This window comes from Albidovulum sediminis, assembly GCF_025380365.1.
GTDB lineage: Bacteria > Pseudomonadota > Alphaproteobacteria > Rhodobacterales > Rhodobacteraceae > Albidovulum > Albidovulum sediminis.
Genome location: NZ_JAOCQF010000002.1, coordinates 373,002 through 395,280, shown reverse-complemented (window position 1 = coordinate 395,280; position 22,279 = coordinate 373,002). Strand labels below are relative to the sequence as shown.

At 69.2% G+C, this 22,279-nt stretch carries 24 protein-coding genes; 7 read left to right on the top strand and 17 right to left on the bottom strand.

Annotated features, from left to right (window positions below):
- Positions 1–52: 52 nt before the first annotated feature.
- From N5I32_RS13640 to N5I32_RS13625, 4 genes are read right to left on the bottom strand one after another with little or no spacing between them, the layout of a single operon-like run.
- Entirely contained in the window at positions 53–382 is a 330-nt protein-coding gene (locus tag N5I32_RS13640; protein WP_261496423.1) for a nitrile hydratase accessory protein, read from the bottom strand.
- Positions 379–1,050, bottom strand: coding sequence for a nitrile hydratase subunit beta (gene nthB / locus N5I32_RS13635; protein ID WP_261496422.1), 672 nt, complete (start codon positions 1,048–1,050; stop codon positions 379–381). Before nthB ends, N5I32_RS13640 begins: the two co-directional genes overlap by 4 nt.
- Positions 1,047–1,661: a nitrile hydratase subunit alpha gene (nthA, locus tag N5I32_RS13630; protein ID WP_261496421.1), complete on the bottom strand. Its 615-nt coding sequence runs from the start codon at positions 1,659–1,661 to the stop codon at positions 1,047–1,049. Before nthA ends, nthB begins: the two co-directional genes overlap by 4 nt.
- Positions 1,662–1,719: 58 nt before the next feature.
- Positions 1,720–1,914, bottom strand: a complete 195-nt coding sequence (locus N5I32_RS13625) for a hypothetical protein (protein ID WP_261496420.1) — start codon at positions 1,912–1,914, stop codon at positions 1,720–1,722.
- A gap of 108 nt (positions 1,915–2,022) precedes the next feature.
- Between N5I32_RS13625 and N5I32_RS13620 the strand changes: the two genes are divergently transcribed.
- From N5I32_RS13620 to N5I32_RS13605, 4 genes are all read left to right on the top strand, one after another.
- Positions 2,023–2,955: a LysR substrate-binding domain-containing protein gene (locus N5I32_RS13620; protein ID WP_261496419.1), complete on the top strand. Its 933-nt coding sequence runs from the start codon at positions 2,023–2,025 to the stop codon at positions 2,953–2,955.
- Positions 2,956–3,078: 123 nt separating this feature from the next.
- Positions 3,079–3,363 carry a 50S ribosomal protein L28 gene (gene rpmB / locus N5I32_RS13615; protein ID WP_261496418.1) on the top strand — a complete coding sequence of 95 codons (285 nt, stop codon included), beginning with the start codon at positions 3,079–3,081 and terminating at the stop codon, positions 3,361–3,363.
- A gap of 104 nt (positions 3,364–3,467) precedes the next feature.
- Positions 3,468–3,824 carry a hypothetical protein gene (locus N5I32_RS13610; protein ID WP_261496417.1) on the top strand — a complete coding sequence of 119 codons (357 nt, stop codon included), beginning with the start codon at positions 3,468–3,470 and terminating at the stop codon, positions 3,822–3,824.
- A gap of 36 nt (positions 3,825–3,860) precedes the next feature.
- A complete protein-coding gene (locus tag N5I32_RS13605) occupies positions 3,861–4,289 on the top strand; it encodes a copper chaperone PCu(A)C (protein WP_261496416.1) in 429 nt (142 codons plus the stop codon).
- 52 nt (positions 4,290–4,341) lie between these two features.
- On the opposite strand, the gene N5I32_RS13600 is transcribed toward N5I32_RS13605, so the two are convergent.
- From N5I32_RS13600 to N5I32_RS13590, 3 genes are all read right to left on the bottom strand, one after another.
- Positions 4,342–4,656: a hypothetical protein gene (locus N5I32_RS13600; RefSeq protein WP_261496415.1), complete on the bottom strand. Its 315-nt coding sequence runs from the start codon at positions 4,654–4,656 to the stop codon at positions 4,342–4,344.
- 94 nt (positions 4,657–4,750) lie between these two features.
- Positions 4,751–4,948, bottom strand: a complete 198-nt coding sequence (locus N5I32_RS13595) for a heavy-metal-associated domain-containing protein (RefSeq protein ID WP_261496414.1) — start codon at positions 4,946–4,948, stop codon at positions 4,751–4,753.
- 64 nt (positions 4,949–5,012) lie between these two features.
- Complete coding sequence (locus N5I32_RS13590; RefSeq protein WP_261496413.1) at positions 5,013–6,062, bottom strand: Glu/Leu/Phe/Val family dehydrogenase; 1,050 nt, start codon at positions 6,060–6,062, stop codon at positions 5,013–5,015.
- Between the two features lie 133 nt (positions 6,063–6,195).
- On the opposite strand from N5I32_RS13590, the gene N5I32_RS13585 reads away from it, so the two are divergent.
- Positions 6,196–6,651: an Lrp/AsnC family transcriptional regulator gene (locus N5I32_RS13585; RefSeq protein ID WP_261496412.1), complete on the top strand. Its 456-nt coding sequence runs from the start codon at positions 6,196–6,198 to the stop codon at positions 6,649–6,651.
- On the opposite strand, the gene N5I32_RS13580 is transcribed toward N5I32_RS13585, so the two are convergent.
- The 7 genes from N5I32_RS13580 to N5I32_RS13550 all read right to left on the bottom strand — a co-directional run bounded on the left by N5I32_RS13580 (position 6,652) and on the right by N5I32_RS13550 (position 15,734).
- A complete protein-coding gene (locus N5I32_RS13580) occupies positions 6,652–7,953 on the bottom strand; it encodes a beta-barrel domain-containing protein (RefSeq protein WP_261496411.1) in 1,302 nt (433 codons plus the stop codon).
- Entirely contained in the window at positions 7,953–9,686 is a 1,734-nt protein-coding gene (locus tag N5I32_RS13575; protein WP_261496410.1) for an ATP-binding cassette domain-containing protein, read from the bottom strand. The genes N5I32_RS13580 and N5I32_RS13575 overlap by 1 nt, the downstream gene beginning before the upstream one ends.
- Before the next feature lie 39 nt (positions 9,687–9,725).
- Positions 9,726–11,027 carry a xylose isomerase gene (xylA, locus tag N5I32_RS13570; protein WP_261496409.1) on the bottom strand — a complete coding sequence of 434 codons (1,302 nt, stop codon included), beginning with the start codon at positions 11,025–11,027 and terminating at the stop codon, positions 9,726–9,728.
- A complete protein-coding gene (gene xylB / locus N5I32_RS13565; RefSeq protein WP_261496408.1) occupies positions 11,024–12,460 on the bottom strand; it encodes a xylulokinase in 1,437 nt (478 codons plus the stop codon). Before xylB ends, xylA begins: the two co-directional genes overlap by 4 nt.
- Position 12,461: 1 nt before the next feature.
- Complete coding sequence (locus N5I32_RS13560) at positions 12,462–13,229, bottom strand: ATP-binding cassette domain-containing protein (RefSeq protein WP_261496407.1); 768 nt, start codon at positions 13,227–13,229, stop codon at positions 12,462–12,464.
- A 13-nt stretch (positions 13,230–13,242) separates the two neighbouring features.
- Positions 13,243–14,562 (bottom strand): sugar ABC transporter permease, encoded by a 1,320-nt coding sequence (locus tag N5I32_RS13555; RefSeq protein WP_261496406.1) that lies wholly within the window; start codon positions 14,560–14,562, stop codon positions 13,243–13,245.
- A 143-nt stretch (positions 14,563–14,705) separates the two neighbouring features.
- A complete protein-coding gene (locus tag N5I32_RS13550) occupies positions 14,706–15,734 on the bottom strand; it encodes a substrate-binding domain-containing protein (protein WP_439648198.1) in 1,029 nt (342 codons plus the stop codon).
- Between the two features lie 215 nt (positions 15,735–15,949).
- Between N5I32_RS13550 and N5I32_RS13545 the strand changes: the two genes are divergently transcribed.
- Both N5I32_RS13545 and N5I32_RS13540 read left to right on the top strand, forming a co-directional pair.
- Entirely contained in the window at positions 15,950–17,233 is a 1,284-nt protein-coding gene (locus N5I32_RS13545) for an ROK family transcriptional regulator (RefSeq protein WP_261496405.1), read from the top strand.
- Entirely contained in the window at positions 17,230–18,735 is a 1,506-nt protein-coding gene (locus tag N5I32_RS13540; RefSeq protein WP_261496404.1) for a CRTAC1 family protein, read from the top strand. Before N5I32_RS13545 ends, N5I32_RS13540 begins: the two co-directional genes overlap by 4 nt.
- An 8-nt stretch (positions 18,736–18,743) precedes the next feature.
- On the opposite strand, the gene N5I32_RS13535 is transcribed toward N5I32_RS13540, so the two are convergent.
- From N5I32_RS13535 to N5I32_RS13525, 3 genes are all read right to left on the bottom strand, one after another.
- On the bottom strand, positions 18,744–20,063 hold the full coding sequence (locus N5I32_RS13535; RefSeq protein WP_261496403.1) for a cytochrome-c peroxidase: 1,320 nt from the start codon (positions 20,061–20,063) through the stop codon (positions 18,744–18,746).
- 43 nt (positions 20,064–20,106) lie between these two features.
- A complete protein-coding gene (locus tag N5I32_RS13530; protein ID WP_261496402.1) occupies positions 20,107–21,264 on the bottom strand; it encodes a Gfo/Idh/MocA family protein in 1,158 nt (385 codons plus the stop codon).
- Positions 21,265–21,435: 171 nt separating this feature from the next.
- On the bottom strand, positions 21,436–22,278 hold the full coding sequence (locus N5I32_RS13525; RefSeq protein ID WP_261496401.1) for a shikimate dehydrogenase family protein: 843 nt from the start codon (positions 22,276–22,278) through the stop codon (positions 21,436–21,438).
- Position 22,279: the final 1 nt, after the last annotated feature.

Sequence of the window (22,279 nt, the reverse complement as noted above, 5' to 3'; positions counted from 1 at the left end):
GGGCGAAGCGATAGGTCCAGACGCGGCCGTAATCTAGGTCCAGCGCGGCTGATCAGCCGGCGATCCTGACCGGCTTGCCATGCGGGGTGGACAGATAGGCATCCTCCCAGAGCGCGCGGACCTGCTCCGCCTCGTCCCGCGCCGCCCAGCCGGACCCGTCCAGCAGGTGTTCGAGCGTGACGAGCCAGGCGTTCCAGTAGTCGCCCTGCCCGTCCAGCGGCCGCGCGGCGCCGTGGTCCTTCAGCACGGCGCCGAAGGCTTCGGTCCAGGCCGGCCAGGAAAAATGCCCCGCCTCGCTCAGCGCGACGGTCAGGGCGAAAAGCTGCGCCTGCCAGGGTTCGTCGAAGGGGGCGGTTCCGGTGGGGGCGGTTTCGGTCGTCATGCCCGTTCCAGATAGCTTTCCCACAGGTCCAGCGTCACCTCGTCGCCCGCGCGCTCCGCCTCGCCCCAGAGGTCGGCGGCGTCGAAGGCGACTGTGTAGAGCGGCTCGGGCCGTTCACCCAGGCCGTGGGCGTTCGCGTCGGGAAACACATGCGCGCCGTGCGACAGGATCACCGTTCCTGCGTGTCCGGCTGCATAGGCGGGCAGCCGCGTATGCCCGCCCGCCACCAGCACATTGCGCGCGGGCAGGCGGGTGCGGACACGGTCACCGACCGCGAAGCCGGGGTTCCCCCCGCCCCGCGCATAGGGCGACCCCTTGGCCAGCGCCGGGGCAACGGCCGCGGCACGCAGGAGCCCTGGATGCGGCGGCGCGGCTTCGGCGGTTCCGGCGGCCAGTTCGGCCTCGCTCACCAGGCCTTTCGCGACCAGCAGGTCGGCCAGCGCCGCAATCCATTTCTCGTAGTAGGAAAACCGCGCGTAGTCCTTCGGATCAAGGCTTTCGCGGGCGTGGCGCGAGGTGTCGATGCTCCAGCCACCCAGCCCGCCGGCGGCCAGCGTCAGTGCCAGCGCGCCGCGGTGCCAGTCCGCCGCGAAGGGCACCGTTCCCTGCGGCTCCGGCACCACCGCCCCGTCGCCGTAGCGCCCGCCCATGTCGTGCACGCGGGTCACGCGGGCGCCCCCGCCAGACCCGTGCCGATCATCGAATCGCGGGAGACGAGCGCGGCCAGTTGCGCCTCGTCCAGCCCCTCGGTGCCCTCCGGGCGCATCGGGATGACCAGATAGCGCACCTCGGCGGTCGAATCCCAGACCCGCACCTTCTGCCCCTCGGGCAGGGTCACGCCGAACTCCGCCAGAACCTTGCGCGGCTCGCGCACGGCACGGGCGCGGTAGGCGTCGGACTTGTACCAGGCGGGCGGAATACCCAGAAGCGGCCACGGGTAGCAGGAGCAGAGCGTGCAGACGACCATGTTGTGCGTCTCGGGCGTGTTCTCGACCGCGACGACATGTTCGCCCTGCCGGCCGGAGATGCCAAGCGTGGCGATGGCGGCCGTCGAGTCCTGCCTCAGCGCCGCCATGAACGCCGGGTCCGACCATGCCCGCGCCACGACGCGGGCGCCCAGGTGCGGACCCACCTTCTTTTCGTAGGTTTCAAGGATCGCATCCAGCGCGGCGGGATCGACCAGACCCTTGCGGGTCAGGATCGTCTCCAGCGCCTTGACGCGCAGCGCCGGGTCGGACGGGAGGAGCGAATGCGGATGGTCATGATGATCGTGCGGCATGGCCCAAGGCTTGCATGCCGCCGCATCCTTGTCCAGATGCCCAGGCGCCGGGCGCGGCTCAGAGATCGGCCGCGGCGGGATCAGTCAGGCCGATATCTCGCAGCAGGTGGGGCGATACCGCGGCCAGCCTGCGCGCCGCCAGCGCCAGTTCCCGGCGTTCCCGCGCGGCCTTGCGGCGACGTGCCCTGCGGGCAAGGTAATCGGCGAGTATTTCTCTTATTTTATGGGGATGTGAGAGCGTCAGGGTGGTCATCGTTCTGTCCTGATTGGCGGTTGGCTTTGATCGTAGATGTAGCGTGTTTCCCCCTTCCCGACCAATCGAAGCTGTGGCATCATTCATAAGCTGATTTGATGACTTGACATGGCTGCCGCATCCGCCCGCCCTTCTCTTCCGCCGCTCGCCGCGATCCGCGCCTTCGAAGCCGCGGCGCGCCATGGCAGTTTCACTTCCGCGGGTGCGGAACTTGGCCTGACGCAGGCTGCGGTCAGTTATCAGATCAAGGTGCTGGAAGATCGCGTCGGCCTGCCGCTGTTCCGCCGCAAGGCGCGGGGGGTGGAACTCACCGCCGACGGCGCCCGCCTTGCCGAACGTGCGGGCGAGGCGTTCGAGACCCTGCGTCAGGCCTTCGCGGAGGCACGCCACGCCCGCGACGAGACGCTTGTCATCTCGGTCCTGCCGACGTTCGCCCAGCAGATTCTCGCCCCCCGCCTCGGCGCGTTCCAGATCGCCCATCCCGCCATCACCACGCGGGTGGAGGTCGAAAGCCGGCTTGTCGACCTGATCGCCGGCGAGGCGACGGTGGCGATCCGGGCCGGGCGCGGCCAATGGCCAGGGATTGCGTCACATTTCCTCATGGCCGGGATCTACGCCCCGATGATCTCGCCCGCCTTCATCGCCCGCTTCGGCCGACCCTCGGTGCCCGCCGACCTTCTGGACCTGCCGCTCATCGACGCCGACGACATGGGCTGGGAGGGCTGGTTCCGCGCGGCGGGCGTCACGCCGCCCGCGTGTTGTACCAAGGGCGGCACGCTCTTCGGCGTCCAGGCGTACACCGCACAGGCAGCGATGGCCGGCCACGGCGCGAGCCTTCTGAACCCCGGCCTTTTCCGGGGCGAACTGGCCCGCGGCGACCTGATCCAACCCTTCGACATAGAGTTGACGGAAGAAGACGCGATCTACCTCGCCTATCCCGAACGTCGCCGCAACGCCCCGGCCATCCGCGCCTTCCGCGACTGGTTCCTTGCCGAGATGGCGGCAGTCACGGCCGGCGGCACCGGGGACGCGCGCATTTGATCTTGACGACTCTGGCGCTTCCCCGTATTTCGCGCGGACGGAATTTCGGGCGCCGCACGGTCGGCGCCCATGGATTTTATGGGAATCAGGGGCGACAGCCTCCGGAACTGAAGGAAGAGATCAATGTCGCGCGTCTGCGAACTGACCGGTAAAGCCCCCATGTCGGGCAACAACGTGAGCCACGCGAACAACAAGACGCGTCGCCGCTTCCTTCCCAACCTCAACGACGTCACGCTGATCTCCGACGTGCTCGGCCAGTCGTTCAAGCTGCGCATCTCGGCCGCGGCCCTGCGCACCGTCGACCACCGCGGCGGGCTCGATGCGTTCCTCGCCAAGGCGAAGGATGACGAGCTTTCGGCGAAGGCGCTGAAAATCAAGAAAGACATCGAGAAGACCCAGGCCGCCTGAGCCTGAGCCCTTTCGGATTGATTGCTGCGGCCCCGTCCGAACGACGGGGCCGCTTCGTTTTGTCTCCTCGCCAGACCTGCGCAAAGCCTGTATCGCTCGCCGGCATGAGATCACGGGCACCCACCTTCACTGCCGTCGCACTTGCGCTTGCGCTTGTGCTGACGGGGTTCGCCGCGGCCTCCGCGCGCGGCCGCGCGGTCGACGGGGCGGGCACGACCATCGTGCTCTGCTCGGCCGGCGGTCTGTTGCAGGTGACGCTGGACGCCAAGGGCAACCCCACCGGCGAAAGCCACCTGTGCCCCGACCTCGCCTTTTCGCTGATCGCGGCCGTTTCGCTCTCTCCGGCAGAGGTCCATCCTGTCCGCCTGCCCGATCGCCTGGCCGCAAGCTTCGAGATGCACCTGCCCTGCGGGCATCCCGTACCCGAGCGTTCGGCCCGCGCGCCCCCGGGCGTCGCCTGATCCGCGCACCGAAACATTCCATCGAAGGACAACACCATGAAAAGCTTCAGATCCGCGCTTGCCGCGATCGCTTTCGCCCTTGCCACCCCCGCCCTTGCCGACGGCGGGGTGACCATCACCGACGCCTACGCCCGCTTCATGCCCGGGTCCAAGGCCGGCGCCGCCTTCTTCGTGATCGAGAACCACGGAACCGCCGACGACCGGCTTGTCGGCGCGGCTTCGGACGTCGCCATGAAGGTCGAACTGCACACCCATGTGCAAGGCGCCGATGGCTCCATGCAGATGATGCCGGTCGAAGTGGGGTTCCCGGTTCCGGCCGGCGGCACCCACGCGCTTGAGCGCGGCGGCGACCATGTCATGTTCATGGGGCTGAAGGGTGAGGTCGGCGAAACCGTCACCGTCACGCTCAGCTTCGAACAGGCGGGTGACGTGACCGTCGAGATCCCGGTCGACAACGCGCGCTGAAACTGCCTTGGATCGCGGCGCACACCGATGCTCCGCGGTCCGCCGCCGCGCCTCAGCCCTGGGCGCAGAAGGTTTCCGCCGCTTCCCCGAAACTCTTGTAGCGCAGCCAGAACGCCTCGTGCCGCGCATTATCCGAGGTGCGGATTTCCTGCGCCTTGTCCGGGTTCTTGATCAGCCGCGCGGCCATCTTCTGGTCATCCCCGGAAAGGGTCATGTCGGCCACCTGCTGGATGCAGCCGCAAAGCGCCGGGTTGGCGGCGGAACTGCCCGACTTGAGGCAGGCCGTTTCGACCGGACCGGCCGCCGCGCTCCCGGCCCAAAGAAAGCAGGCCACCGCGACCGCCGCGGCGGGATTGAACTTCTTCATCCTGTCCCCCTCCGAGACAGACGGCCCATTACCCGGGCCGCGTTGCTTCGGCGCGGGAGTATGCCGTTCAGGCGTCGCGCTGACAATCCCCGCCTCAGCCGAGGAGAGTGGCGGGATAGCCTTCCTGCGCCAGCACCGCCACGACCTTCGCAGCCGGCAGCGCGGTCACCACCTCGATCTCGCGCGCGGCGAGATCGACCGAAACCGTTGCCGTCGCGTCCTCAGCTGCGATCGCGCGTTCCACCGCCGCCTTGCAATGCCCGCAACTCATGTCGGGAACCGAAAGTTTCACCCCAGCGCCTCCGTCCTGATACCGGCCTTTCATCTGCCGTGGCGGGGCAAGGGTCAAGCCCCGATCAGGCGGCCCGGCTTGCCATCCGCTCCGCCACGACACGCTCGGCTACCTCGTTCGGCCCGACCCGCTCCCTCGCCGCGCGCGTCAGGATGGCATCGAGCGTCGCGTCGAGCCGGGCAAGCTTTGCCGCAACCCAGGCGTCACGATCCGGGCGCCGCAGGATCTCCGCTGCGACGTTGATGATGCCGCCGCCGTTGGCGACGAAGTCGGGGGCGTAGATGATGCCGCGGCCGTGCAGCGCGGCGCCGTCCGCAGCCGTGGCCAGCTGGTTGTTGGCAGCCCCCGCGACCACGGCGCAGCGAAGATCCGGCACGGTTCCCGCGTTCAGGACCGCACCGATGGCGCAGGGGGCAAACACATCGGCCGGCGCGGCATGGATCCGCTCGACAGGGCAGGCTTGGGCGCCCCAACCCGACACCGCCGCCGCGACTCGCGCGGGATCGGTATCGGCCACGACAAGCCGCGCGCCGGCCCCGTGCAGCAAGGCGCCCAGATGGCGTCCGACCGAGCCCAGGCCCTGCACCGCCACCACCCGTCCCGCAAGCTCAGCCGTCCCGAAGCGGTGGCGGAGGGCAGTGCCGATGGCATTGAACACGCCGCGCGCCGTCACCGGCGACGGGTCGCCCGAGCCGTGCGCACCGCCGGCAAGCCCGGCGACGAACCGCGTCTGGCCGGCGAGGATCGACATGTCGGCCGTGCTCATCCCCATGTCCTCGGCCGTCCAGTAACGGCCCTGCAGGGTCTCGATCGCCCGCCCCATGGCCTGCAACAGCGCCGGCGTCTTCTGCCGCGCCGGATCGCCCAGGATCACCGCCTTGCCGCCGCCGAGCGGCAGGTCGGCCGCGGCGTTCTTGAAGGTCATGCCGCGCGACAGCCGCAGCACGTCCTCGACCGCTGCGGCCTCGCCGTCGTAGATTCGCATCCGCAGTCCGCCGGCGGCAGGGCCAAGCCGGGTCGAATGGATGGCTATGAAGCCCAGAAGCCCGGCATCGGGATCTTCGACACGGTACACTTCCTCATGGCTTTCGATGGGCAAGCGCGTGATCTGCATGACATTCTCCGCGGGGAACAGACGGGGTGAAGGTAGCACCACCGCGCTGGAGATTTTCGGCGTTCTCCTCTCTTTGATTTGGTCATTTCGCGTCTTTCGGCTAATAATGACTGAAAGATTGGAGCTTTTTGCCATGGACGCCCTTGACCGCCGGATCATCGCCTCACTTCAGCGCGACGGGCGCATGAGCGTGACAGACCTTGCCGACGAGATCGGCCTGTCGCCCACGCCCTGCGCCCGGCGCATTGCCCGGCTCGAGGCCGAGGGCATCATCAGGGGGTATGGCGCGCGGATCGACCAGAACGCGGTCGGCCTGCCGGTTTCGGTCTTCATCTGGGTCGAGCTGGAGACTCAGTCCAAGGAAGCCGTCGATGCGTTCGAACGCGCGGTGAGGGGGTTCGATCGGGTGATGGAATGCCACCTGATGACGGGATCGCGGGACATCCTGTTGCGCGTGGTGGCGGCGGACCTTGCCGATTTCGACCGTTTCCTGGAGGAACGTCTGATGCGGGTGCCCGGCATCCGCGCGCTGCGCTCCTCGTTCGCGCTGCGCACCATGGTGGCCCGCGCCGCCCTGCCGGTCGCCTGATCAGCCCGGCCGCAGCGCCCGCGCGAAATAGTCCGACAGCGCGCGGCCGACGAAGGACAACGGCGTCCGCGGCGTGGTGATCAGGAACACCTCGGCGGGCATCGCGGGCAGCAGTCCGGGCTCCGGCAGGCTGGCAAGCGCTGCGGGGTCCGGGGCAAGGAACACCTCGTAGTAAAGGGCGCCGGAGCGGTCGTCATGGCCGGGCAGCACCGAGAGCGCGGTCACCGTCGCGGGAACGTCGGGCGTGGTGGTGCCGGGAAAGGCGGTCAGGCGAAGGCGCGCAGGCTGTCCGGGGTGCGCAGCATCCAGATCGCGCGGATCCAGCCGCGCGACGACGCGCAGCCCGGTGCCTGCCGGTGCGATCCGCACGATGACCTGGCCCGCGCCCACCACCGCGCCGGTATCGGGCGGAAGATCCGCCACGGTCCCATCGACGGGGGCAAGGATATGCATCCGTCCAAGCCGCGCCTCAACGGTCGCACGGCGCACCTCGATCTCGACTGCCGCGCGCGACAGTTCGGCCAGCGCCTCTTCCGCGCCGCGCCGGCGCAAGGCGGACCGCGCCTCTGCTTCCTGCTCCGCAATCTCCTCGACCAGGCGCGACGCCTCGATCGCCGCCGCGTTGCGCTCCATCGCCGCTGCCGTGTCCAGCGCCTCTCGCGCGGACGCCCCCAGTCGGGCGGACAGCGCCAGCCCCGCCGCCTGCAGCCGGTCAAGCGCGGCCTGGTCCGCGGCCACAAGCGCCGCCCGCCGCTGAAGCGCGCTGTTCTCCGCGCTCAGGCCGGCACCGCGCGCCGCCGCCTCGCGCGCCCGCAGGAGAGCCGTGTCGACCTCGGCCCGGTGGCTTGCCTGCCGGGCCGCGAACAGTGCGATCGTCGCGGCGATCCGCTCGGCCGCCCAGGGCGGGTCGAAGAAGGCCGAAGCGGTGCAGCAGGTGACGGAGAGGGCGGGCCGGTCGTCACGCTCGGCCAGGAATAGATCGCGCCGCAGCGCGTTTTCGAACCCCTCGCGCAAGACCGCCTCGTGTTCGGAAACCAGCGCGGAGGCATCAAGCTCGGCGATCTTGTCGCCGCGTCGGACGGTCTGGCCCGCCGTCACGGCGGCACGGGCAAGCACGCCGGGTTCCGCCGACTGGACCGGAACCGGCGGGGCCGCGCTTTCGACCGTTCCGCGCAGGACGATGGCGCCGTCGATGCTGACCTGGGCCGACACATAGGCCATTGCCACTGCGAACACCGCCAGCGGCACGAGACCAAGAAGGATGCTGCCACGCAGCGCGACGGCGGCCGATGACACGCGCATCAGGCGACCTCGCCGCGCGGAGCCGACGCCGGCGCGGCCGTGCCGACGGCCGAAGCGCGGCGCGAAAGACCGGCCATAACCTGCCCGACAGGGCCGAAGGCCTGCATGCGCCCGCCCTCGATCAGCAGGACAAGATCGGCAAGCGGCAGCAACTGGGCCTGCCGCGCCGTCACGATCACCGACGCGCCGCGCGCGCGCGCCGAACGAAGCGCCGCGGCGAGGATGGCGAAACCTTCCGGGTCGTGCGCGATGTCGGGATCGTCGAGCAGCAGGATGTCGGGCCTTCCTGCGAGCGCGCGGGCAAGCGCCATCCGGTGCAATTGTCCCTTCGACAGGCGGGTCTCGGCCTCCGGGACGGACGTTTCGAAACCCTGTGGAAGCGAAAGCAGCGCCATCTCCACCCCGGCCGCGCGCGCAGCCTGCCGGGCCGCGGTACGCATCGGCTCTCCCCCGCCCGGGGCGTGCGCATCCCCGGCGATCGCCTCCGCCACCGTGCCCGCGCAAAAGGCCGGGTGCGTAGGCAGATAGCCAAGTACCGCCGATGGACCTTCACGGTGCGGAACACTGTTGCCGCCGCCGACCGTGACCCGGCCGGCGCTTGCGGGCAGAAGCCCGGCGATCACGCGCAGAAGCATGGTCTTGCCGGCTCCGCTGCGACCCAGGATCAACAGGATCTGCCCCGGTCCGACCGCAAACTCGATGCCGGAGAGGACAGGCCGCGCGCCCTCCCCCATCGTTACGGCAAGGCCTTCTGCCGCGACCCGGGCCGGGCCGGGCAGCGGCGGCGCGGGGGGTGTAGCGGCGGCGCGGCGGCGTGCCGCGCGGTGCATGCGCCACACGCGCAATGCCTGTGGAACCGCCGTCATCCCTTGTTCAAACGGCCCAAGGATCCGTGACATCAGCAGCGATCCCGCGACCATCGCGCCCCCGGTCAGTTCGCCCCGGATCGCCAGGCCCGCGCCCAGCGCGATGGTGGCCGATTGCAGGAACACCCTGACCCCGCGCGAGGCCACCGCGCAGGCCGCCGTCGTGTCGCCCAGCCGCAGGTGCGCGATCATGGCGGCCGTGTCGTGACGCCGCCATCGCCGCGCGGCCGCCCCGCCCTGGCCGGTGGCGGCGAGATACTCCGCGGCGGGTCCTGCGCGGGCCAGTTCCTCTGCCGCGGAGGCCGCCGCCAGGTCCAGCCGCCGCCGGGGCCCGCGCGCGAGGTGCCGCTCAACCCCGCCGATCGCTGCAAGCACGGCCATGCCGCCGATGGCAAGGGCCCCCATCAGCGGATGGAACAGGAAAAGCACCCCCAGCATCACCGGCAGGAACGGCAGGTCGAGAACGGCCAGCGCGGCCGCCGAGCCCAGGAACGCCTGCACCGTCGCGCCGCTTTGCGCCGCGCCTGCCGCCCCGGCAAAAGCCGCCGGCGCAATCTCGTCCTGCCGGAGCATCGCCCCCATGCGCGCCAGCATGCGGCTGCGCGACAGATCGACAAGCGACTGCACCGCCTGTGCCGCCGCAAGCATCAGCAGAAGAACGACCAGCGTTTCTGTCGACCCCGCCGGCAGGACGATGTCGTAGACCACCAGCATGAACAGCGGCCCGGCGAGCATCAAGAGGTTCGACGCCACGCCGAAGACCGCCAGCGCGGCGAAAAGCCAATGGCCCGCCACGCCGCCGCCCTGATCCCTGCTGCCGCCGTCCGTCACCTGCCGCCCTGCCGCCGCGATTGCCCGACACAGCATCGCCCTGCCGGGTAAACAACGCGCAAACGGCGCCGGGGGTCAGACGAAGCGGTTGACCAGGTTTTCGAGCCGTTCCTGCCGACCGGAGCGCGGTTCCGGATTGATCCCGCTACGCTCCACCCGTTCGGCGATGGTGGTAAGATCGCTGGACAACATGGCGCGCGCCTCGGGCCGGTCCCAGCCGGCGTAGCGTTCGGCGCGAAGCCGCTCCAGCGTGCCGTCCGCCAGCATCGCGGCCGCCGCCTTGAACGCGCGCGCGCAGGTATCCATGCCGCCGACATGGGCCAGGATCAGATCCTCGGGGTCCAGCGATTGGCGGCGGATCTTGGCGTCGAAATTGGTACCGCCCGTGGTGAAGCCGCCCGCACGCAGGATCTCGTAGAAGGCCAGCATCACCTCGGGACCATTGTTCGGAAACTGGTCGGTATCCCAGCCGGACTGATAGTCGTTGCGGTTCATGTCGATCGAACCGAAGATCCCGAGCGAGGCGGCCAGCGCGATCTCGTGCTCGAACGAATGGCCGGCGAGAATGGCGTGGCCCTGCTCGATGTTGACCTTCACCTCGCCTTCCAGCCCGAAGCGCCGGAGGAAACCGTAGACGGTCGCTACGTCGAAATCGTACTGGTGCTTCGAGGGTTCCTGCGGCTTCGGCTCGATCAGGATCGTACCCTTGAAGCCGATCCTGTGCTTGTAGTCGACGACCATCGACAGGAACCGGCCCGCCTGTTCCGCCTCGCGCCCGAGGTCGGTGTTCAGAAGCGTCTCATACCCCTCGCGCCCGCCCCAGAGGACGTAGTTTTCACCGCCCAGCCGCATCGTCGCATCCATACAGGACTTGACCGTCGCCGCAGACCAGGCAAAGACCTCCGGGTCCGGGTTGGTGGCCGCCCCCGCCATGAAGCGGCGGTGACTGAAGAGGTTGGCGGTGCCCCACAGCAGCCGGGTGCCGGTGGCTTCCATCTTCGCGCCGAAGTAGTCGACGATTTCCTCGAGGTTGCGGCGGCTTTCGGCGAAGGTCGCGCCCTCGGGGCGCACGTCGGCGTCGTGGAAGCAGAAGTAGGGAACGCCCAGGATCGCGAACATCTCGAACGCGACGTCGGCCTTGAGCTTCGCCAGCGCCATGCCGTCGCCGAACCAGGGGCGGTCGAAGGTCTGGCCGCCGAAGGGATCGCCGCCCGGCCAGGCAAAGCTGTGCCAGTAGGCCGCGGCGAAGCGCAGGTGATCCTCCATCCGCTTGCCGAGGATCACCTCATCGGGGTTGTAGTGGCGGAAGGCGAACTCGTTCGCCGTCTCCGGCCCCTCGTGGCGGATGTGCGGGATGCCGTTGAAAAAGTCGGTCATGTCAGGTCCTTGAGTGCGTCTTGTGCGGCGCGGAAGCGGGCGTGGCCCGCATCCATGGCGTCGGTCAGGGTGGTGTCGGGTTCGATCACGCGCGCGATCGCGGGCAGGGTCGCGCTCTCGGCCCCCGCGCCCGTGCTGGCCATCAGGGCAAGCCGCGCCGCCCCGAAGGCGCCGCCGAAATCGCCGGCCACGGGAAGCTGCACCGGCACGCCCAGCGCGGTGGCGATGAGGCGCAGCCAGTAGTCCGAACGCGAGCCGCCGCCCACCGCCAGAAGGCTTTCCAGCCGGGTTCCGGTCGCTGCCAGCGCATCACGGCAATCGCGGATGGCGAAGGTCACGCCCTCGAGCACCGCGCGCGTCGCCGCGGAGCGGTCGGTTGCGTGTTCAAGGCCGGTGAACGCGCCGCGGACCGAGGCGCTGTTGAGCGGCGTCCGCTCGCCTCCGAGATAGGGCAGGAAGACGGTCTTTCCGGGCGGCCTGAGGCTCTCCAGCTCTCCCGTCAGCGCGGAGGCCTCTGCGCCGACAAGGCGCGCATACCAGTTCAGCGCGTCGGTCGCAGCAAGGATCACACCCATCTGGTGCCAAGTGCGGGGCAGCGCGTGGCAGAAGGTGTGGACGGCTGACGCCGGATCGGGGTGATAGCCGTCATTGGCCGCGAAAAGCACGCCCGACGTGCCGAGCGAGACGAACGCCTCCCCCGCCCGCACCACGCCCACACCGACGCCCGCCGCCGCGTTGTCGCCGCCGCCGCCCGCGACCACCACGCTGTTGCCCATGCCCCAGCGCGCGGCCAGAACCGGCCGCACGGTCCCCGAAACCTCGGACCCCTCGACGAGGCGCGGCATGTTGGCGCGCGAGAGTCCGGTGGCGGCCAGAAGGTCGTCGGACCAGTCGCGCGCCCCGGTGTCGAGCCAGCTTGTCCCGGCGGCGTCCGACATCTCCGCCACATGATCGCCGGTCAGCCACAGCCTGAGATAGTCCTTGGGCAGCAGAACCCTTGCCACCCGCTCGCGCATGCGGGGTTCGTGCCGCGCGACCCAGAGGAGCTTGGGTGCGGTGAAGCCCGGAAAGACGATGTTGCCCGACAGGCGCCGGAACATCGGGTCGCGGTCAAGCTCTGCCGCCTCGACATGCGCGCGGGTGTCGTTCCACAGGATGCAGGGGCGCAGCACCTCGTCCTTCGCGTCAAGCAGCGTGGCGCCGTGCATCTGGCCCGAAAGCCCGATGCCGCGGACCGCCGACAGCCCGTGCGCCGCCAGCGCATCCAGCACGGCCTCGGCCGCGGCGATCCAGTCGGCGGGGGACTGCTCGCTCCACCCCTCTTGCGGACGCGACACGGTGAGGGGGGCGGTGGCTTCGGCAAGGACGCGCTGCGCCTCGTCGATCAGCACACCCTTCAGCCCGGAGGTGCCGAGATCCAGCCCGATGAACATCTCAATAGGCCTGCGGGGGCTTCTTGCCCATGATGATCATGCCCAGGATGTCGTCGTCCGTCACCTCGCCAACGTTGACGCAACCGACGCGCTGGCCGTTCTTCATCACCACGGCGCGGTCGCAGAGATCCATCACCGCGTGGATGTCATGTTCGATCAGGAAGATGCCGAGACCCTGGCGCTTCAGTTCCTGGATCAGTTCGGCCACCATCTGCGTCTCGTGCGGGCCGAGTGCCGCGGTGGGTTCGTCCATGATCAGGATCTTGGCGTTGAAGTAGACCGCCCGCGCGATGGCCACCGACTGCCGCTGCCCGCCCGACAGGGCAGAAACCGGCACATTGAACTTGCGGAAGTTGGGGTTGAGGCGCCCCATGATCTTGCGCGTCTCCGCCTCCATCCGCGCGTCGTCTAGAAAGCCCCCGGCGCTGACCAGTTCCCGCCCGAGGAAGAGGTTCGAGGCGGCGTCGAGGTTGTCGGCCAGCGCGAGCGTCTGGTAGATCGTCTCGATGTTGTAGGCGCGGGCGTCGCGTGGATTCTCGATCTCCACCCTCTCGCCGTTGATGAAGATGTCGCCCGCGTCCTTCTGATAGGCGCCGGAAAGGCACTTGATCAGGGTCGACTTCCCCGCGCCGTTGTGGCCCAGAAGGCCCACGACCTCGCCCGGGTAAAGGTCGACGCTGACGTGATCGACGGCCTTGATGCCCCCGAAGGCGATCGAGATGTCGCGCAGTTCGACAAGGGGGGTGCCGGTGTTCGGATTGCCGCTCATGGTCGTTTCCCCCTTACTTCGCGCGGGTGCGGTAAAGCTTGTCGACATAGACCGCCAGCACCAGCACGATGCCGACGACGATATCCTGCATGGCGGCGTCGAAGCCGATCAGCACCATGCCGGTCTTCAGGCTCTGCATCACCAGCGCGCCGATGATCGCGCCGTAGATCGTGCCCACGCCGCCGGCCAGTGAGGTGCCGCCGATCACCGCCGCCGCGATGACGTAAAGCTCGTCAAGCTGGCCCAGCGAGTTTGTGGCGGAGTTCAGGCGCGCCGAGGCGACGATGGCCGAAAGCCCGGTCAGGAAGCCCATGAGGGCGAAGATCTTCACCGTCATCCAGCGCGTGTCGATGCCCGCAAGCTCGGCCGCGTCGGGGTTGCCGCCGATGGCCAGCACATAGCGGCCGAACCGCGTGCGGGTCATCAGGAAGGTCATGGCGATGCCGACGACCGCCAGGATCAGGACAGGGATGGCGAAGCCGTGGCTGATGTACATCCCGCCCTCGGGCACGGTGATGCCGTTCGCCTCGGCATATTGCTTCACGATGCCGACCGGCCAGGGATAGGCGTTGACCAGCAGGACGGAGCCGATCACCAGCCCGCAGCCCAGCGCGCCCAGCGTGTATTCTGCCCACATCGGACGCAGCGGAAACTCGAACTCGCGCCGCTGCTTGCGCCCGTTCACCAGCATCCAGACGATACCGGCACAGGCCAGAAGGCCGACGATCCAGCTGCCGGTCGCGCCGATCGATCCATAAGGGCCGCCGCCGATCAGGGCGAAGGTGGCGTCCACGGGCGAGATAGTTTCGCCCCGTGCCAGAAGGAAGGCCGCACCGCGCCAGACCAGAAGGCCGCCCAGCGTGACGATGAAGGCCGGGATGCCGCGATAGGCGACAAGCCAGCCGTGAAAGGCCCCGATGGCCGAGCCGACCGCAATTCCGACGACCCCTGCGAGGATCCAGATCAGCGGATGGCCGAGACCCAGCCACTGCGGCAGCACCCAGACCTGCGCGATGCCCATCACCATCGCCGAAAAGCCAAGGAGCGAGCCCACCGACAGGTCGATGTGGCGGGTGATGATGACCAGAACCATGCCGCAGGCCATGATCCCGATCGACGCGGTCTGGACCGACAGGTTCCACAGGTTGCGCGGAGTGAGGAACACGCCGTTGCCGTTCACGATCGTTCCGTAAAGGTGAAAACCGACCCAGATCGCGATCAGCGCGCCGACCATGCCCAGAAGGCGGGTGTCGATTTCGGTGGCTTTCAGGAATCGCCCGATGGCGCCCGTTCCGGGGCCGCTGGCGGTGGTGTCAGAAGGGGTCTGGGTCATGGCGCGTCCGGCACTGGGGGTTGGGGCGGTGCAGACGGGTCTGCGGGAACAGAACCCGCGCGACCGGTGTCGCTGGGGGCGTGGCTGACGCCCGAAGGAAAAGGGCCGATGCCGGTCAGTCCGGCACCGGCCCCTTGTTCAGGTCACTGGCAAGCCGCCACATCCGCGGCCGCACCCTCGCAGGCCTGCTCTTTCGAGATGTGGCCGGCGTCGATCACGACGTTGAGGTTGTCCTTGGTGATCGGGGTCGGCGCCAGGAAGATGGCGTTCATCTCCACGCCCTTCTCGCCGCCGGACCACTTCACCGCGCCTTCGACCGCATCCATCGCGGTCCCGCCGGCCAAAGCCGAGGCGATCTCTGCCGCTGCCTTGCCAAGTTGACGGCTGTCCTTCCAGACCGAGACCGTCTGGGTCCCGCGCGCCACGCGGTTCAGGGCGGCAAGGTCGCCGTCCTGGCCGCCGACCGGAACCGTCAGACCCTGCGCCGACAGCGCCGCGATGACGCCGCCCGCCATGCCGTCATTCTCGGCCAGAACGGCGTCGATGGCGTTGTTGTTGGCGGTCAGGATCTGTTCCATGTTGGTCTGCGCGTTCTCGGGCTTCCAGCCGTCGGTGTAGGTCTCGCCGACGATCTTGATCTTGCCCTCGGCCACCGGCCCAGCGATCACCTCTTCCATGCCAGAGCGCAGGAAGTCGGCGTTCGGGTCGCCGGGATCGCCCTTGATGATCGCGAAGTTGCCTTCCGGCTGGGCCGCGACGACATGTTCGGCGATGATCCGGCCGACGCCCTTGTTGTCGAAGGTCAGGTAGAAGGCGCGGTTGTCCTCGATCAGGCGGTCATAGCCGACGACCGGGATGCCTTCCGCCGCGGCCTTGTCGACCGCCGGGCCGATCGCGTCCTTGTCCATGGCGAGGATGATGAGCGCGTTCGCACCCTGGGCGATAAGCGCCTCGACATCGGTCAGCTGCTTGGCCGCCGAACCCTGGGCGTCGGCCGAGATATAGGTGTTGCCGGCCGCTTCCAGCGCGGCCTTGATCGCGGCTTCGTCGGTCTTCCAACGCTCTTCCTGGAAGTTCGACCACGATACGCCGACGGTCAGGTTCTGCGCGAAGACGGGCGTGGTCAGGCACGTGGCCAGCATCGCCGCGGCGAGAAGCGTTCTTCTCTTCATAGGTGTCCTCCCTGGATACCGGCCCCACCCTCAGGGGCCGTGCCGGCGGATTCGCCGGAACGCAGACAGCTTATCCAGATTAATTTGGTTGTCAAAATAATATTAAACCGTAGTATCGGCAGCATGCTCGAAGATCGCCCATATACCCCCAGGATGGCCGCCGGATCAGCGAAATCCGGGCGAATGCGCGATCTTTTAGTTTGGAAGAAAAATAAATGAGCGGTGACATGGCGTCCTCTGGCGCGGAAAGCGCACTGCGGCGGGGATGCGGGCCGCTGATTCCGCCGCTGTCCGAGTCGATGCGCCCGATGCGGCAGCAGATCTTCGAACGGGTGCGGGCGGGCGGGCTTATGCCGCGCGTGCAAGTCGCCAAGGAACTGGGTGTCAGCCCCGCATCGGTGACCACCCTGACCTCCGAACTGATCGAGATGGGCCTGCTGGAGGAGGTGGCCGTCCCGCGCGAACCGGGCGACACCGGCCGTGGGCGGCCACCGGTCGCGCTTGGCGTGCGGGCGGGTGCGCATTTCGTCGCCGGCGTGAAGCTGTCGGATTCCTTCCATACCGCCGTGGTGGTCGATTTCGCCGGCACAGTCATCGCCTCCGAGGCGGTGCAGGTGCAGCCGGGGCTGCAGGCGCCCGCGGCGGTCGTGGATGCCTGCCACGCGCTTCTCGAACGGGTGGCGGCCAAGGCCGGACTGCCGATCGGCCGGCTTTCGGCGATCGGCGTCGGCGTGCCGGGCTTCGTGGACAGTGCAGCCGGCCGCGTCTTCTGGTCCCCGATCCTTGGCGAGCGGGACTTTCCCCTGGCCGGGGCGATCTCGGCCCGCACCGGCCTGCCGGTGATGCTCGACAACGACGCGAACCTCGTGGCGCTGGCCGAACTCTGGTATGGCGCCGGGCGGCAAATCGCCGACTTCGCCGTCGTCACCATCGAACACGGCGTGGGCATGGGCGTGGTCATCAACCACCGGCTTTATCGCGGGGCGCAGGGTCTCGGGATGGAGCTTGGCCACACCAAGGTGCAACTTGACGGCGCGCTCTGCCGCTGTGGCCAGCGCGGCTGCCTTGAGGCCTATGTGGCCGACTATGCGCTGGCGCGCGAGGCGACGACCGCGCTCAACTGGATGCACAAGGCGGGTCAGCCCATGCAGGTGCTGATCGAAAGCCTTTACGACCATGCCAAGGCCGGCAATGCCGCCGCGCGGTCCATCTTCCGCCGCGCCGGTCGGTATCTGGCAGTGGGCCTTGCCAACGTGGTGAACCTCTTCGATCCGGCGCTGATCATCCTGTCGGGTGAGCGGATGCGGTATGACTATCTTTACGCCGCCGACACGCTGGCCGAGATGGACAAGCTGGTGCTGAACACCGGCCGCCCGACCCCGCCGATCGAGGTGCATGCCTGGGGGGACCTCCTCTGGGCGCATGGCGCGGCGGCCCTCGCGCTGTCGACCGTGACCGAGGGGCTTCTGGGCCCCGCGCGCGACATGGCCGCGCAATGAAGCGCCGTGCCGCTCTCATCGTTGCGCTCGCAACACCCGCCGCGGCCGATCCCGCCTTCGTGGACCGGTCCGCGACGCTGCCCGAACGCGTCGTCTACTCGGGCGACTGGGAACATTTCGTGGGCGGCGGCGTCGCCGTCTTCGACTGCAACGGCGACGCACGCCCCGATATGCTGGCCGCCGGCGGCACCGCGCCTGCCCGGCTGTTCGTCAACGAAACGCCTGCGCCCGGCGCCGCCTTCGCCTTCCGCGACGGGGGGCTTGCAGACATCACCGGCGCGACCGGCGCCTATCCGCTCGACCTCGATGGCGACGGGAACCTCGACCTCGCCGTGCTCCGGGTCGGGCCGGACCTGCTGCTGAAGGGCGACGGCACCTGCGGCTTCCGCGATGCGACGGCCGAATGGGGCCTGGTCACCGGCGACCGCTGGACCACCGCCTTCACCGCCACGTGGGAGCGGGGGCGCACAGGCCCGACGCTCGTCTTCGGGCACTATGTCGACCGCGCCAACCCCGCGGGCCCGTTCGAAGCCTGCGACACCAACACGCTCTACCGCCCCGAAGGCGACCGCTACGGCGCGCCCATCACCCTCGAGCCGGGGTTCTGCGCGCTGTCCATGCTGATCTCCGACTGGCAGCGCAAGGGCACGCCGGAACTTCGCATCTCGAACGACCGGCACTACTATGTGCGCGGCGGATACGAACAGATGTGGCGGCTCGATCCCCTGGCGGAGCGGACCGAGGCGGACGGGTGGCGCAAGGTCTCGCTCTGGGGCATGGGCATCGCGAGCGCGGACCTGACCGGCGACGGGCTACCCGAGGTCATGCTGACCTCGATGGGCGACCAATTGCTGGAGATCAACGCGGGCGACCGGATGGAACCCGCCCCCTATTCCATCGGCACCTATGCGCAGCGCCCCTTCGTCGGCGACGACGGCCGCCCCTCGACCGGCTGGCATGCCGAGTTCGGCGATGTCGACAACGACGGGCGGCTCGACCTCTTCATCGCCAAGGGCAACGTCGACCAGATGCCGTCGAACGCGATCCACGACCCCAACAACCTGCTGATGCAAGGGCCCGACGGCACGTTCATGGAAAAGGCCGATGTGGCGGGCGTCGCCACCGCCGAACGCGCGCGCGGCGCGGCGCTGGCGGATTTCGATGGCGACGGGCGGCTTGACCTCGTGGTGATGAACCGGCGCGCGCCGATGGAGCTTTGGCAGAACGTCACGGAAGATGCCGGCAACTGGATCGCGATCGAGCCGCGGATGGACGCGCCCAACACCCGCGCCGTCGGCGCCTGGGTAGAGGTGCGGGCAGGCGGGCGAACGCAGACCCGCGAGGTGACGGTGGGCGGTGGCCACGCGGGCGGTCAGGCCGGCCCGGTGCACTTCGGCCTTGGGGCCGAACCGGCGGCCGAGGTGCGGGTGATCTGGCCTGACGGCACCGCGACCGGCTGGCAGCACCTTGACGCGGGCCGGATCGCCAGGATCGACCGCTGACGGCCCGGCTAGCGGTCCAGCGGCAGGCCGCTCGGCACTGTCTCGGGGATGCCCAGCCGACCGTCCAGCGATGCGGGGTCGGTCAGGCTGGCCAGGAACGCCATAAGGTCGTCCAACTCTTCCTCGCTCAGCATGACAGGACCGGCGCGCACCGTCGCGGCAATCTCCGCCCGCGCGCCCGGATCGTCCATGAGCGTGAAGTCCGGCCTTGCGCCCGGCAGCCGCGGCAGGATGGCCTCGGGCGCATATGAGGCCAGCGCCGCCTTCGGATCGAGATGGGCAACCACGAAGCGGCGCAGGTCCGAATAGGCCCCGGCGTGCCCCCAGGGGCCGGTTTCCACCACGTTGCGCAGGGGCGGCGTGCGGAAGGCGTGGGCATCCTCCGCCCGCCCCGTGACCCGCATTCGCCCGACATCCTTCTGATGGTTTTCGAACCGCTCGGCCTTGCCCGGCCCGATCTGCGGCTGGCCCATGGCGTGAAATCCCATGTCGGAAAGCAGCGGGCCGGAATGGCAGGTGCCGCATCCCGCCTTGCCGAAGAACAGCGAGAGCCCGCGCGCCGCGGCAGGCGGCAGGTCGCCGTCACCGCGCAATATGCGGTCAAACGGGCTGTCGTCGGCGCGCCATTCGAACGCCATGAAGGCGGCGATGGCGTTCGAGATGTCGGTGAAGCCGACCGGCCGACCAGCTGCGATCTCGGGATAGACCGCGCGGAAGTCCCGGGCATAGGACGGAACCGCCGCGACGCGAGCGGCGATCGCGCCCCAGGCGCCGTCGGGTCCGGTCAGCCGCCCCTGCCGCACCAGTTTCGAGACCTCGTTCTCCTGGTAATGCCCCGCCATCTCGTCCGGCGACAGGACGGGGAACATGGTCTGCGCCGAGAGAAGGTTCGCGAACCCCGTCACCATCTCGTCCTCAAGCGGGGTGCGCAGGCCGCCGGGCCGGGCGGGATCGACCTCGATGCGCCCATCGGCGAAAAGGGCGGTCACCTGCCGCGCACCCAGGTTGAAGAGCGGCGGCGCATTGCGCGGAATGCGCTGTTCGGGAAGGTTCGCAGGATCGGCGCGCCGGTCGGGGCCAAGACCGGTGCCACCTTCGCCCAGTCCCAGCGAAACGCCGTCGCCGGTAGCGAAGCGGGGGTGGTGGCAGGTCGCGCAGGCGATGTTGCGGTTGCCCGACAGGATGGGGTCGAAGAACAGAAGCTGACCCAGCCGAACCTCGGCCATGTCGGGCGGCGGAAAATCCGCGTTCGTCAGCGGGTCGGGCAGTTCGCCCGCCCAGAGCGGCAGGGGCAGCGCCAGGGTGGCGGCCAGCATCGTCTTCAGCATCGCCCGGCACCTCCCAGCTGCGGCGCACGCCATCCCATGCAGCCTAGCGGAACATCGGCGGGCGCGCATCCACCCAGCGCCCCTCAGCCTTGCCGGATTCGGCCACCGCATAGATCGCCGCCATCGACCGGAGCCCATCCTCCGCCCGCGGGTACAGGTCGGCGGCGGGGTTCGCGGCCCGGCCTTCCTTCTGCGCAAGGATCGCCTCGGCAAGGTCGCGGTAGATGTTGGCGAAGGCAAGCGGCATGCCCTCCGCATGCCCCATCGTCACCCGGCTGGCGCGGTCCGCCTCTGGCGAAAGCCCGGCCTCGCCGCGTTCGATCACCTGAAGCCGACCGCGCAGCGGCATCCAGTAAAGCTGGTTGGGCTGTTCCTGCGCCCATCGCAGCCCGCCCGTCTCTCCGAAGACCTGAAGCGTCAGACCGTGCTGGCGGCCGATCGCCACCGAAGAGGTCCAGAGCCGCCCGACCGCGCCGCCGTCCATGCGGAAATTCACCATCGCGTCGTCTTCCAGCACGCGCGAGGGGATGCAGGACACGGTATCGGCTGAAAGCCGCGTCACCTCCTGCCCGGTCACGAACGACGCCATGTGCAGTGCGTGGATGCCGCAGTCGGCGAACTGCGCCGACACGCCGGCCTGCGCGGGATCGTAGCGCCAGCGCACACGCGGGTTGTCGGCGTCCCCGGCGTCGGCGTGGTGGCCGTGCGCGAACTCCGCCACCACAAGCCGGATGCGCCCCAGATCGCCGCGCGCCACCATCGCCCGCATGTGCCGGACAAGGGCATAGCCGGTGTAACCGTAGTTGACCGCGCAGATGCGCCCGGTCGCGCGGGACAGACGGACGATCTCCTCCCCCTCCTCGACGGTGATGGTCATGGGCTTTTCGCACAGGACGTGGAACCCTGCCTCGAGGAATGCCTTCGTGATCTCGAAATGGGTGGCGTTCGGGGTTGCGACGGTGACAAGGTCGATCCGGTCCGGGCGGGCGCGCTCCCCCTCCAGCATCTCGTGCCAGTTGCCGTAGGACCGGTCCGCGGCAAGGCCGAGTTTGCGGCCAAAGGCCCGTCCCGCTTCCGCGTTATGGTCGAGCGCCCCCGCGGCAAAGGCGAACGCGCCGTCCACCGCCGCGCCCAGGCGATGCGCGGGGCCGATCTGGCTCCCCTCGCCGCCGCCGATCAGACCCCAGTTGAGGCGTGCCATGTGATCTCCTGCTCAAAGCGTCTCGTCAGGCCGACTCGGCCGGAACGGGGCACGCGGCACCCGTCGGGCGTTAGCGCTCCCACCGGCGGGCGCGAACGTCAAGACCCGTTGCGCCGGGTGCCTGACGATCGCCGGCGGATGCAGCCGTTAGACACCGTCGCCCGCCCCGGTTCAGCCGGCGGCCCTCAGTCCCGGATCCTCCAACGCGATGCGCAGGCGCATCAGGTCTGCCGGGCGGCGGCCCGTGAACAGTCCGAAAGCGTCGATGCCCTGGTGAAAGAACAACTCCCACCCCGACAGGAAGCGCGCGCCTGCCGCCAGCGCCTGCGCGCGAAACGGCGTCAGGACGGGCGTGTAGACCGCGTCGAACGCCCATCCTCCCTTTGCAAATGCCCCGTCGGGAACCGGCGAACCGGGGTATCCCACCATGCCGAGCGGCGTGGCGTTGACGACGCCGTCCGACCCGGCGACGGCCTCGATCCCCGCGGTCCGGATTCTGGCCCCGCCGGCATCTGCCATGGCTGCCGCCAGATGCGCCGCGCGCACGGGGTCGCTGTCGATCAGGATGACTTCGGCAGCGCCGAGCGCGAGCAGGGCGAAGCCGATGGCACGCCCGACGCCCCCCGCGCCGATCAGGGCGACGCGGCCCGGCGCCGCGCCGCCATAGGCGCCGCGATAGGCCGCGACAAAGCCGGAATGGTCGGTGTTGAATCCGCGCGCGCCGTCGCCCGTGAAGCATACGGTGTTCACCGAACCGATCCTTGCGATCGCCGGGTCGTCGACCCGCACCAGCGGCACGACCCGTTCCTTGTAGGGCAGCGTGACGTTCACCCCGGCAAGGCCGTCGTCGCGGCAGGCGTCCAGCACGGCCTCGAACGGCAGGCCCATTGCCGGCGGGATGAACAGGTCATAGCTGACCTTCAGCCCGCACATCGCCCCCGCCAACCGGTGCAGGTCGGGGGAGCGCGAGGCGCGGATGTTGTCACCGATCAGGCCAAGACAAACCTCGGGCATC